Below are 12,235 nucleotides of genomic sequence, written 5' to 3'. Positions count from 1 at the left end.
GATGTGTATAAGAGACAGGTCGACGAGAGCGACGTGTTCGTGGCGACGAAACTCGACACGGACAACCTCGCGTACGACGACGTGATTTCGACGACCGAGGAGAGCGCGGAGAAACTGGACGCCGACAGCATCGACCTGCTGTACGTCCACTGGCCGCTCAACACGTACGACCCCGAGGAGACGCTCCCCGCCCTCGACGAACTCGTCGACGACGGCCTCGTCGACCGAGTCGGCCTCAGCAACTTCCGACCCGACCAGATAGAGGAGGCCATCGAAAAACTCGACGCACCGCTGTACGCCCATCAGGTCGAAATGCACCCGATGCTCCCGCAGGAGGAACTGCACGAACTCGCCGTCGAACACGACCACCGACTCGTCGCGTACTGCCCCATCGCGCGCGGTCAGGTCAGCGACGTCGAGGAGATTCGGGACGTCGCCGAGAAGCACGACGCGACGCCCGCGCAGGTGTCGCTGGCGTGGCTGATGGCCAAGGAGAACGTCACGGCCATCCCGAAGGCGGCGTCGTCGGACCACATCAAGGAGAACTTCGAGGCCCTCGACCTCGAACTGGACGAGGAGGACGTCGAGAAGATAGACGGTATCGAAGAGCGCACGCGCATCGTCGACTTCGACGAGGCGCCGTGGAACGACGGCTGAGGTCCGCCCGGCGCGACCTCGGTGCGGTCGGCGCCGACGCGGGTTTTCTGACCGACCATCATATCCGCAGTTAATGACCTTCTCAGGCCCTAACAAGTCCGAATAGGGGAGTAAGATTTACAAATAATCGTCGTCGACCATGTAGTATGGAGATGTCGGTAGTGGCGTGTCCGCACTGCGGACAACAAGTAGAAGCAACGCATCCGACAGGCGTCCGCGCGGGGGGCGTGCGCCGGCGGTTGAAGTCGGAGTACCGAGCGACGCGGAACACGTGCCCCAAGTGCGGTTCGCAGTACGACATCAGAGCGCCGTAGGCGTCGGCGGGTCGGACCGACGGACGCGGCGTCGAGCGACGCGTCTTATCCGGTGTTTTTCATCCCGGCGGCCACGCCTTTCACCGTCAGACGGAGCGTCCGCTCTTCGTCTTCGGTCCGGTGCGTCTGCGAAAGCAGGTGCGTCTGCAGCAGGTTCAGCGGGTCGACGTACGGGTTGCGGCGGCGGAGGCTCTCGTCCAACCACTGCCGCTTCAAGAGCGACTCCCGGCCGCTCACGTCGAGGACGATGCCGCGGGCCGTCTCGTACTCGTCCTGCAGGCGGGGGAAGAACCGCTCGCGGAGTTCCGCGTCGGCGAGGTCCGCGTAGTGCTGGGCGATGTCGAAGTCCGTCCGGGCGAGGGCGAGCGACGCGTTGTCGAGCGTCGTCCGGAAGAACGGCCACTCCTCGTACATCTCGCGGAGCGTGTCCACGTCGCCCCCCTCGTCGAGGTACGTCTGAATGCCCGTTCCGAGGGCGTACCAACCGGTGATGATACAGCGCGACTGGGTCCACGAGAACACCCACGGGATGGCGCGGAGGTCCTCGACGGTGCGTTCGCCCGACCGGGAGGCGGGGCGAGAGCCGAGATTGAGGTCTTCGATGACGCCGATGGGCGTCGCCTGCCCGAAGTAGGAGACGAAGCCCTCCGATTCGAGCAGGTCGCGGTACTCCGCCCGCGCCGTCGTCGCCATCGCGTCCATCGCGTCGGCCCACTCGTCGGGGACGTGCTCTTCGGGCTCCCTGATGGCCTCGTGTCTCGCGCGGACCTGCGCGTTCAGCATCTGTTCGAGGTTGCGCTCCGCGATGCGCGGGTTGGCGTACTTCTCGGCGATGGCCTCGCCCTGTTCGGTGAACTTGATCTGTCCGGTCACCGTCTCGTTCGGGAGCGCCAGCATCGCCTCGTTCATCGGGCCGCCGCCGCGGGAGATGGACCCGCCGCGGCCGTGGAACAGGCGCATCGTCACGTCGAAGTCCTCGCAGATGTCCGCGAGGCGGCGCTGGTTCTTGTACAGGTCCCAGTTGGCGGCGAGGTAGCCGTTCTCCTTGTTCGAGTCGGAGTAGCCGAGCATGATCTCCTGGACGCCGTTGCGCGCGGCGAGCACCTTCTCGTACGCCTCGTTCTCGAACAGCGTCCCCATGATGCGACGGGCGCCGTTCAGCGCCGATTCGGTCTCCAGGAGGGGCACCACGTCGAGACCGCAGTGGTCCGGCAGGGAGACGACGCCCGCCTGGTCGGCCAGGAAAAGGACTTCGAGCACGTGGCTCGGCTCCTCGGTCATCGAGATACAGTAGGTGTCGATGGCGCCGACGCCGTACTCCTTCTGCCACTCGCCGAGCTTCTCGAAGCGGGTCAGCACGCGTTCGGCGGTGTCGGAGATCCCCTCGGTGTCGTCGAAGTCGAGCAGCGGTTCCTCCTGCAGGATGGCCTCGGTCAGCACCTCGGCGCGGTCCTCCTCGTCGCGGCCGTAGTAGTCGATGCCCTGCTGGGAGAGCGCCTCGTGGACCGCCTCGGTGTGGTTCTCCTGGTGGTCGCGCAGGTCAAGACTCGCCAGCGTGAAGCCGAACGTGTCCACCTGCCGCATCAGCGGACTCAGATACTCGTCGGCGACGACCCCGGCGCCGTTGTTCCGGAGGCTCTGGTCGATGACCCGCAGGTCCTCGAGCAGTTCGTGGTGGTTCGCGTAGCCGTCGGGACGGACGTCCTCGATGCGACGGATGCGCTCGCGCATCAGTTTGAGCTTCTGTCGGTACGGCTCGTCGGGGTAGCGCTCCTCCGTCTCGTCGGCGACGACGGGCAGTCGCTCCCGGTCGGCGACCAGCGAGCGCTCGAACTCCGCGCCCGCGTCGATCCGCTCGCCGTCCTGACTGAGAACGCCCGAGAGGCGCTTGAGCGCGTCGCTGTACTTCCCGAGGACGACCGAGCGCTGGCGCTCGAGCGTGTCCTCGGTCACCTCGGGCGTGACGAAGGGGTTGCCGTCGCGGTCGGACCCGGCCCACGAGCGGAACTCGAACAGTTTCGGTACGTCGACCTCGGGGTACTCGTCGGCCAGCACGTCCTCGAACTCGGCGTACACCTCGCCGACCACGTCGAAGAGGATGTTCTCGAGATACCACTGGACGTTGCGGGCCTCGTCCTGCGGTTCGGGACGGCGGCCGCGGACCTGCGAGGTCTGCCAGAGGCTCGTCACCTCGGAGTCTATCTTCCGCCACAACTGCTGTCGTTCGCGGTCGGTGAGGCGTCGCTCGTCCATGTCCTCGATGCGCGCGGCGATGGAACGGAGCTTCGCTTTCACCGTCTTCCGACGCGCCTCCGTCGGGTGGGCGGTGAACGTCGGTTCGATGAGCACGTCGTCGAGCACGCGCTGGACCGTCTCGGGGTCCGCGTCGCCGTCCGCGAACGACTCCACGGTGGCGACGAGTCCGTCTTCGAGGTCGTTCTCCTGAGACGCCTCCCGGATGGTGCGGACGCGTTCGCGCTCCTCCGCGAGGTTGATGAGCTCGAAGTAGGTGGTGAACGCGCGGGCGACGACGCTCTCGCCGGCCGGCGAGAGGTCGCCGAGAACCTGGCTCAACCGCTCGCGCGACTCCGAATCGCCCTTGCGATAGTCGATGGCGGCCGTCCGGATGTCCTCGACCGTCCGGAACGACTCCGTCGACGACTGTTCTTCCAAGACGTCGCCGAGAAGTGCCCCGAGTTCCCGGACGTCCTGTCTGACGTCTCTGGCATGTAACTCCATGACTCAGGGTATGCCCATCCCCGAGTAAAAGACCCCGAGTCGATAGAAAAAATTGCCCGCGACCGAGTCAATCGTCGTGAGCGCTCTCGTCGTCTGCCGAGTAACACCGGACGGTGACGTTCGCGCGCGGAAAATAGTTTCTCCCGCGCCTCCCCTCCCCGGACGCGTGCGGTGCCGCTGAGCGTTCGAGGGACGGACCACTCGCGCGGGAACGAAGGGGGGTTTCGTCATGCTTTTTACTGGCGGGCCGAAGGTTTCGGTATGAGCGATAAGTACCCGGACGACTCGGGTCGCCGCCGGTTCGTCAAGGGTGTCGTGGGGGGCGCGGCACTCGCCGGCGTCGGCGCGACCACCGCGGCCGCCGTCAACACAGCAACGATGTCGAGTGGGAGCGGCGGCGGGTCGACCGCGGCGATGGCCATCGAGAATATCGACGGCCCCGCGCCGCGCGGCATGCCGCAGATTCCCGTCGAAATCGACAGCGAGGGCTACCTCAAGGGCGTCTGGCCCGAGGTCAAAACCGTCGAGGAGAACGGCGTCCAGATTCAGATCGCGGAGACGGAGAACTACAACGGCTCCGGCGTGACGTACACCTCGGAGTGGTTCCAGTACTGCGGCGTCGAGTCCTACGGCGGCATCGACCCCTCGTACGAGTCGGACAACTACTTCATCTCCGGGGGCGCCCCCGGCTACACCTGGCAGTCCGACGCCTACTCGGAGGGCGACCGACTCCACGTCGACGACTTCTCGGACTACCAGAGTTGGTCGAACGGCGTCGGCGACCCCGGCCTTGGCAAGCCGGCGACCGGTCGCTGGCGGTCCGAGGACGCAGAAGACACCATCCCGATTCAGGTCATCCGCTCGGAGGAAATCATGGAGATGGCCAAGGACGACCCGTGGGTGAAAGCGTCCACGCAGGAGGGCTTCGTCGCGTGGCTGGACAAGTGCACCCACTTTTGCTGCGTCCCGAAGTACAAGACCGAGGGCTCCGAGAAGTTCAACGCGGAGAACGACGTCTACTGCCAGTGCCACCAGTCGGTGTACGACCCATTCAGCCTCGTCGAGACGCTGTTCGTCGCCCGCCCGCGCCCGAGCGAGTAACGGCACCGCGGCCACGGACAGACCGACGCGGTCCACGTCGTTTTCGCGCCGCTTCCGTACACGTACTCGGGTTTCTTCCGCGCCGTCTAAGCGCCGATCGGAGGCGCCTCAGCCGCCGCTGACCGGCGGAAACAGCGCGAGTTCGTCGTTCTCGGAGACCGCATCGGAGAGCGACGCCTCCTCGCCGTTGCAAAGGAGGTTGACGTGCTCGGCGAGCGTCCCATCGTCGAAGACGCGGACGCGGAGGCTATCGCGGCCGTCCAACAGGGCGTCGAGGGCGTCTTCGACCGTCGCGTCGTCGGCGACGGTGACCGTCGTCTTTCGGTCGCCGGCGACTTCCGCGAGGTCCGCGAACAGGCGCCACCGTACGGTCGTCATGTGTCGGTATGCCCGCCCGCGCGGCATGAGTATTGCGACAGCCGACGGTCCGTTCAGTCGTCGCCCGCGGAGTCGGAAGCGACCGACGCCGAGGTCCCGTCGGAGTCGTCGTCCGTCTCCGTCGCGGTAGCGAACCGCGAGACGCGGCGAATCGTCTCCGGTCGGGCGACGAGAAAGAGCACGTCGTCGGCGTCGAGTTCGCGCGCCCGTGCCGGGATAGCGTCGATGGACCCCGCGGCGGTGCGGACGGCGACGACGGTGGCGTCCAGGTTTCCGAGCGTCGCGCCGACGAGGTCGCTGCCAGCCTCGATTGTCACCGTCTCCATCGTCTCGTCGGCGCCCCTGAGCAGCGAGGTGAACTCGTGCTCCGCGCCGGGGTCCGAGGGAAGCGTGAGGAGGCGGTACTCCTCGTCGCGGTCCAGTCGCTCGGCGTCCGACTCGTCGAGGATGACGGTGGCCACGTCCCCCGCCGTCGCCCGGAGTTCCGCGCCGACGACGCGTTCGGGGTCGCCGTCCTCGCTCGCCCGCCACAGTTGCACGGCGTCGCCCGCCGAGGCCCCCGCACCCGGGTCCGCGCGGACGGCGACGGCGGCGACGCCGGGGGGCATCGTCGGCCCTAACCCGGCGACTCGACGGCCGAGGGCGAGAAAGGACACGTCGCCGTCGTCGTCCAACTCCACGTCGACGTGTCCGATGCCGTAGTCCTCCTTGATGCGCGTGACGAGTCGGTCGGTGAGTTCCGCGTCGGTCAGTCGCCGCGGGAACAGGAGGCGCTTGCCCGCCATCGCCTCCTTGCGGGCGCGGGGGACGGAGTCGTAGCCGTCGATGTCGCCGATGTCGTCGGCCTCCTCGGGGAGTTCGACCGCCGCGACGCGCCCGACGGTCCGGACGATGCGGCCCACCTCGGCGTCGACGGCGCTCGTGCCGGCGAAGGCGAACACGTCGGTCGCGAACCGGTCTCCGACCGCCCGCCCGACCGGCGAGACGGCGACGGCGGCGACGAGGACGGTCGAGTTCAACAGCATCGTCGAGGGAGCGAACACGTCCGCCGCCCGCGTCGGGTCGGTTATCGTGTCGAGGAGGCCGATGCCGCTGATGTACACCGCCGCGGGCGTCCCGCCGAAGAGGGAGGCCAGCCACTGCGGGACCTGCTCTCTGGTGTACCACCGGTAGACGATTGCCGCCGCCGCGGCGACGGCCGCCGACCCCACCGCGATACCGGCGATGAGGGCGACGTCGTCGAGGAGGACGGAGACGGACCGGAGCACGGCGTCGAGTTGGAACGCGGGGGTCACGCCGCCACCTCGGCGAACGCGGCGAGGTCGGGGTAGGCGCCGACGACCACCAAATCGTCGCCGGCGTCCACCCGTTGTGTGCCGCGCGGCGCGATAGTCCACTTGCCCTCGTGGCGGACGCCGAGGACGACGACGGCGTACCGGTCGCGGACGGTCGCCTCGCCGAGCGTCACGCCGTCGAGGACGCCGCCCTCGCGCGCCGAGAGCCGTCGGAACCGCTTGCCCGCGCGTCGGAGCAGCGTCACCAGTTCGAACTCGCTGCGGACGCCGCGCGACCGGACGAGAAGCGCCACGCGGTCGGTCGAGAGCACCTTCGAGGCGTGCTGGCGCCGGACCGCGAGCGTCACGCGCGCCTCGCCGCCGGCCGCCGTGGGGACCGTCTCCGTGGGAACGACTTCGACGCCGCCATCTGAGCGGAGCGCTGATGAGGCCCGCGAATCGCGGATTCGCTCACCGCCGTCGGAGCGAATCGTTCCGCCGTCGGACCGCAGGTCCGTCCCCCCGTCCGTCGCGGACGCCGGCGCGCCGTCCGATTTCTTCGTCTCGGCGTCGTCGACGATGCCGAGGACCGTGGCAGGGAACGACTCCCCGCCCGCGAGCACCGTCACATCGTCGCCGCGGGCGGTGCCGGTGGGAACCAGCGCGGTGGTGGAGACGGCCCGCTCCCCGGGTTCGAGGCGCTTCGAGAGGCCGCTCATTCCGGGAGCCGCCGCGACGGACGCCCGCGCGCGTTCGTCCAGCGTCACCTCGACCTCCGCGAGGTCGAACTCGGTCCGGAGGCGGTCCTCGACGCGCGTCTCTAGTTCGACCAGCGGCACGTCCGCCGGGAACGTCCACTCGCTGGCCCGCATCTCCTCGCGGACCGACGTGGACAGCGGCTGGTAGCCCTCGACGTCGGATACCTCGCCGACGACGCTTACGCGCACCTGCCCGCGCCCGCCGACGAGTTCGACCACGTCCGAGGAGAGCGTCCGCGCGGTGAGTTCGCGCAGAGAGAGCTTCCGCGGGAGGTTCGCGCCCATCCTGTCGCCGAGGCCGTGCGCGTAGAACGTCGCCATCAGGACGATGATGAGCGCGACGGACAGTCGCACCTGGTTCTGCGAGAGCGTGACCTCGGGGTCGGCGAGGGCGAGGATGCCGCCGCTCAGACCGGCGATGGCGACGCCGAGACCGGCGACGGCCAGTCCGGGTATCGTGATACCCGTGAAGTACCGGAAGGCGAACCCGAGCGCCCACGCCACGAGCGCGGGGACGAACCCCGCCAGCGCACCGAGGTAGAGACCGTAGAGCAGTTCGACCGGGAGGGATGCCATCTGAACGTTCCTCTCGGCGGGAACGATTTACGCTTATCGCCGTGCGGCCGCAAGTATCGTCGATGACTGATTCGACCGATTCGGCGGTCCGTCCGGTGAACCTCGCGGACGCCTTCGCCTCCTTCGAGGAGACGTGGTCGCCGCGTCTCGCCGCGGAACTGAACGGACAGGCCGTGAAACTGGCGAAGATGGAGGACGCCTTCGTCTGGCACGGCCACCCCGACGCGGACGAACTGTTCCTCGTCGTCGAGGGGTCGGTGACGCTCGAACTCCGCGGAGAGGCGGACGTGACGCTCGACGCGGGCGAACTCGCCGTCGTCCCCCGCGGCGTCGAACATCGGCCCGTCTCGGAGGCGGGGGCGAACGTCCTGCTGTTCGAGCCCTCGGGGACCGAGAACACCGGCGACGCGGCGGACGGGGAGATGACCGCAGACGTGCGCGACCTCTGAGCGCCCGAACCGCGAGGCGGGGCGGTCGGTCGATCGGTCGCGTCCGTTAAGTAGCGAAGTCGCCATCGGAGAGGTATGAGGCTCGAACGGGAGTGGGTGGGCGCCCGCGCGTCGATGCTGTTGACGCTGCTCGTCGGTGTTCTCTCGGTCGTCACGGGCATCGCCAACATCGGCGTCAGCACCGACGCGGCCGACTTCGTCCTGTTCGGCGTCACCTTCCCCGGCTACGTCCAGCAGGTGGCGGCGTTCACGGGGACGCTCACCGGGTTCGTCCTCCTCGTCACCGCCTTCGGCCTCCGCCGCCGACTGCGCACGGCGTGGTACGCGACGATGCTGCTGTTCCCCATCACCGCCGCGCAGGGGGCGCTCCAGTCGACGCAGTTGTCGTTCCCGCTCATCGGCCTCTCGGCGGTGGCGTTCGTCGTCGTCGGGTTGAATCTCGGCGTGTACGACCGGGAGTTGGAACTGACGACGACGCAGATAGCCGCGATGGCGGCCCTCGCGGGGGCGCAGGCGTACGGAACCGTCGGCGCGTTCGCCCTCCGGGACCCGCACTTCGAGGGCGTCAACAACCTCCTCGACGCGTTCTACTTCTCGCTCGTGACGGGCAGCACCGTCGGCTACGGCGACATCACCCCCTCGACGGCCGTCGGCGAACTGTTCACCCTCTCGGTCGTCCTCGTCACCGTCTCCTCGTTCGCCGTCGTCCTCGGCGTCGTCTTCACCCCGCTCATCGAAGCCAGACTCTCCAGAGCACTCGGACGCATGACAGAAGAACAACTCGACCTCCTCGAAAACCACGTCCTCGTGCTCGGCTACGGGGACCTGACGGAACCGATACTCGAAGAACTCACCGCGAAGGCGGACGTCCTCATCCTCACCGACGACGAGGAGCGGACCCGGCGGCTCACCGAACGCGGCTACACCGTCCTCACGGCCGACCCCAGCGACGAGGACTCCCAACACCGCGGACGCGTCGAGTCCGCGCGCGCCGTCGTCGTCGCCACGAACAACGACGCCGAGGACGCCCTCGGCATCCTGACGGCGCGACAGCTCAATCCGGACGTGACCATCGTCGCCGCCGCCAGTCAGCGCGAGAACGTGAACAAGCTGAAACGCGCCGGCGCGGACACCGTCATCAGTCCGGCGACGCTGGGCGCGCACTTCCTCGCGGAGTCGGCGCTCGGCGGCGAGGGCGTCGAGGAACTGGAGCGACGGCTGATGACCGAAGACCCCTCGCGGGCGGGCGAGGCGGTGCAGGAGGCCATCGACGACGAGGAACGCGAAGCGAGCGGTGAGAACGGTAAGCCCGAAGAGCGCACGGACGGAAACTGAACCGCACCGTGGTCGCGGGACCCCGACAGTTCAGAGGAATTTTCGTAGAATTCCATAGCTCCGGGTTCGTCTGACTCGTCGACCACGGTCTGTTGGGGACCTCGGTGCCTCCGGCCGGCTACGATACTCCCTATCAGGGGTCACCGCGGTCGAAGACGGCCACGTCGCACTCCACCTCGTGGAGTCGCTCGAACGTCGGCGGCGCGACGAACCGCGAGGCGGCCGAGCGGTCCTGGCTGGACCCGAGGACCAGCAGGTCGTACGACCCCGCGTTCGCGGCGATGAACGATTCCACGCCCGCCCGCGAGACGCGCGTCTCGATGGGGCCGTCGGCCGTCTCGGCGAAGTTCGCCAGCCGCGACTCCGCCCGCCGACGCTCCACCTCGTTGGAGATGCAGGTGGTGACGCTGACGACCCCGTTCCGTCCCGCGAGTCGGGTGGCGAAGTCTATCATCGCGTGGGCGGTGTCGCCGGGTCGGGAGACGAGGACGAGGACGCGCCGCCAGCGGCGCGTCTCGCCGACCGAACGGAACGCCACGGCGTCGGTCGGCCCGCGGAAGATGCCGCGCACGTAGTCCGAGAGCAGCCCTCGGTCCTCCTCGTACGGCGTCACCACGAGGTCGCAGTTGGCGTTGCGGGCGGCGTCGAGCGTCGTGGGAACCGAGTCGCCCGCGGCGACGACCACCTCGCAGGGGACGCCGACGCGGGTTCGGATGTCGGCGGCGCACGACTCCAGTTTCGAGACCGTCTCGTCGGCTCCGTCGGTGAGTTCCTCGTTGGCGCCCTCGGTCGTGGCGATGTCGTTCCCCTCGACCTCGACGAGTTGCCGGTCTGATTCCTCGACGAGACCGAGCAGCACCACCTTTCCGGCGTCGTGCGCGGCGGCGAGGCGCGCGCCGAACAGGGCGGTTCGCGAGGCGTGCTCGCCGCGCATGGGAACGAGCACGTGGTCGTCGCCGCGGACCGTCTCGTAGAGGTAGCGCGCGCGCTGTTCGTACAGTTGTCCGCGCCAGACGACGAACGCGCCCGCGATGATGACCGATGCGAGGAAGATGTTGACGACGTACGCGATACCTCCCGCCGTCTGCGAGAGCGACGTATCGGGTCTGGAGACGAGCGTCAACAGCGCCGTCGAGAACGCCGACGGTGCTTCGAGATCCAAGGCCCACGTGACGACGCCGGTGAGAAACACCGCCAGCGCGGCGCTCTCGGGGTGCGGCACGGCCGACTGCGCCTCCCCGTACACCGTCACGGTGAACCACAGGGCGGCGAGTCCGCACATCGCGCCGATGCTGAGGCTCCCGACGAACCTGGTCGGACTGGAGTACTGCCCCTCGGGGTCGGAGAACAGCGTGTACGTCCCAGACGCCAGCGGCGGGAACAGCAGGTACGACAGCGTCTGGAGCCGACCGGTGAGGAACGTGACGAACCCGATGAGAAGCGGGACGAACAGGAGAATGGAGAGATGCAGGAGATTGTTCGTGTTCTCCAGCCACCGCCGGAACTCGGAGAGCTCTCGGCGCTCGAGCCGCCGAACACGCGCGCTGAGCGTACTGAGACGCGCTGCGAGGTGCGACGCGTACCGGCGGAGCCGAGACATCCCTACGCGAGGTCGGTGACCGCGTCCAACGTGAGCGCGATGGCCCGTTCGACGTTGTCCTTCGCCTTCTCGGGCAGTTCCTCCTCGGAGTCCGCGCCCTTCTGGGTGCCCTTCACGAGGTTGCCGTCGACGGTGCAGATAGCGCCCGCGCGGAGGCCCTTGCGGCGGGCCAGCGAGAACACGGTGGCCGCCTCCATCTCGACGGCGAGGAGGCCCGCCTCGTTCCACGCCTCGACGAAGTCGTCGGACTCGTTGTAGAAGGCGTCGTCGGAGACGATGGGACCGACGTGCACCTCCTCGCCGTTCGCCTCCGCCGAGTCGACGAGGCCGGTCAGCACGTCGTAATCCGGCACCGCGGGGATGACGGCCGACTCGTAGCGCTTCGAGGTTCCCTCCTCCTTCGCCGCGCCCGTCGCGACGATCATGTCGCCTATCTCGACGTGCTCTTGAAGCGCGCCGATGGTGCCGACGCGGACGAACGTCTCCACGCCGACGCGCGCGAGTTCCTCGACGGCGATGGCCGCGGAGGGACAGCCGATGCCGGTCGAGCAGATGGTGAGGGGCGTTCCCTCGTAGGTCGCGTTGACGACCTTGTACTCGCGGTTCTGTGCGACCTCCTCGACGTCCTCGCACTGCGCGGCGATGCGGTCGACGCGGCCCGGGTCGCCGGGGATGAGCGCGACGTCCTCGACGTCGCCCTCCTCGACGAGCAAGTGGGGCTGTTTGGCCATACGCGAGAGTCGCAGGACGCCCTGAAAAACGACGCGGTCCGACCGCACCCGTGCGGGCAGCGCACCGAGCTCCTCTCCGCTTCGCACCCCGTTCGACGCCGCCTAACCGATGGTTCAGACCGTTTAACCACGGCGACAGTCCAGATATTCGACCGATAACTAAGCCCGTCTCCGGTCTCTGGTAGGACGGCCGCCGAACACCGCTTCGCCCGGGACGTTCCATCCCCCCTTCGCCGGACGGGCACATCCCCCCGCCCGTCCTCGCGTACCCACTCGGGCGAACGGCGCGGCCGCCGGCGACGCGCGGGCGCCGCCGAGCGGGC

Annotated in this window: 10 protein-coding genes; 4 read left to right on the top strand and 6 right to left on the bottom strand. The window is 68.3% G+C overall.

Annotated elements, in window-relative coordinates; all coding sequences use genetic code 11:
• A partial coding sequence (locus C474_RS05805) for an aldo/keto reductase (RefSeq protein WP_008384858.1) occupies positions 1-657 on the top strand: 657 nt, incomplete at its 5' end.
• Positions 658-1,016: 359 nt separating this feature from the next.
• Here the strand turns inward: C474_RS05805 and ppc are convergent.
• Positions 1,017-3,710 carry a phosphoenolpyruvate carboxylase gene (gene ppc / locus C474_RS05800; RefSeq protein ID WP_008384856.1) on the bottom strand — a complete coding sequence of 898 codons (2,694 nt, stop codon included), beginning with the start codon at positions 3,708-3,710 and terminating at the stop codon, positions 1,017-1,019.
• Between the two features lie 261 nt (positions 3,711-3,971).
• On the opposite strand from ppc, the gene C474_RS05795 reads away from it, so the two are divergent.
• Positions 3,972-4,811 (top strand): Rieske (2Fe-2S) domain-containing protein, encoded by an 840-nt coding sequence (locus tag C474_RS05795; RefSeq protein WP_008384854.1) that lies wholly within the window; start codon positions 3,972-3,974, stop codon positions 4,809-4,811.
• A 108-nt stretch (positions 4,812-4,919) separates the two neighbouring features.
• Here C474_RS05795 and C474_RS05790 read toward each other — a convergent pair whose 3' ends face one another.
• Genes C474_RS05790 through C474_RS05780 form a run of 3 tightly spaced genes read right to left on the bottom strand, consistent with a single transcriptional unit; the run spans position 4,920 to position 7,797 of the window.
• Positions 4,920-5,189, bottom strand: a complete 270-nt coding sequence (locus C474_RS05790) for a ubiquitin-like small modifier protein 1 (protein ID WP_008384852.1) — start codon at positions 5,187-5,189, stop codon at positions 4,920-4,922.
• A gap of 53 nt (positions 5,190-5,242) precedes the next feature.
• Positions 5,243-6,484 (bottom strand): cation:proton antiporter regulatory subunit, encoded by a 1,242-nt coding sequence (locus C474_RS05785; protein ID WP_008384850.1) that lies wholly within the window; start codon positions 6,482-6,484, stop codon positions 5,243-5,245.
• Entirely contained in the window at positions 6,481-7,797 is a 1,317-nt protein-coding gene (locus tag C474_RS05780; protein ID WP_008384848.1) for a potassium channel family protein, read from the bottom strand. The genes C474_RS05785 and C474_RS05780 overlap by 4 nt, the downstream gene beginning before the upstream one ends.
• Positions 7,798-7,859: 62 nt before the next feature.
• On the opposite strand from C474_RS05780, the gene C474_RS05775 reads away from it, so the two are divergent.
• Together C474_RS05775 and C474_RS05770 are read left to right on the top strand one after the other, a co-directional pair.
• A complete protein-coding gene (locus tag C474_RS05775) occupies positions 7,860-8,246 on the top strand; it encodes a cupin domain-containing protein (protein ID WP_008384846.1) in 387 nt (128 codons plus the stop codon).
• A 75-nt stretch (positions 8,247-8,321) separates the two neighbouring features.
• Positions 8,322-9,581: an NAD-binding protein gene (locus tag C474_RS05770; protein WP_008384845.1), complete on the top strand. Its 1,260-nt coding sequence runs from the start codon at positions 8,322-8,324 to the stop codon at positions 9,579-9,581.
• A 133-nt stretch (positions 9,582-9,714) separates the two neighbouring features.
• On the opposite strand, the gene C474_RS05765 is transcribed toward C474_RS05770, so the two are convergent.
• Both C474_RS05765 and C474_RS05760 read right to left on the bottom strand, forming a co-directional pair.
• Positions 9,715-11,181: a universal stress protein gene (locus C474_RS05765; protein WP_008384842.1), complete on the bottom strand. Its 1,467-nt coding sequence runs from the start codon at positions 11,179-11,181 to the stop codon at positions 9,715-9,717.
• A 2-nt stretch (positions 11,182-11,183) separates the two neighbouring features.
• Complete coding sequence (locus tag C474_RS05760) at positions 11,184-11,912, bottom strand: nucleoside phosphorylase (RefSeq protein ID WP_008384841.1); 729 nt, start codon at positions 11,910-11,912, stop codon at positions 11,184-11,186.
• Positions 11,913-12,235 lie beyond the last annotated feature (323 nt).

This window comes from Halogeometricum pallidum JCM 14848 (assembly GCF_000337095.1).
Lineage (GTDB): Archaea > Halobacteriota > Halobacteria > Halobacteriales > Haloferacaceae > Halogeometricum > Halogeometricum pallidum.
Note: the sequence above shows the minus strand (reverse complement) of the source record. Positions and strands in the feature narration are given on the sequence as shown.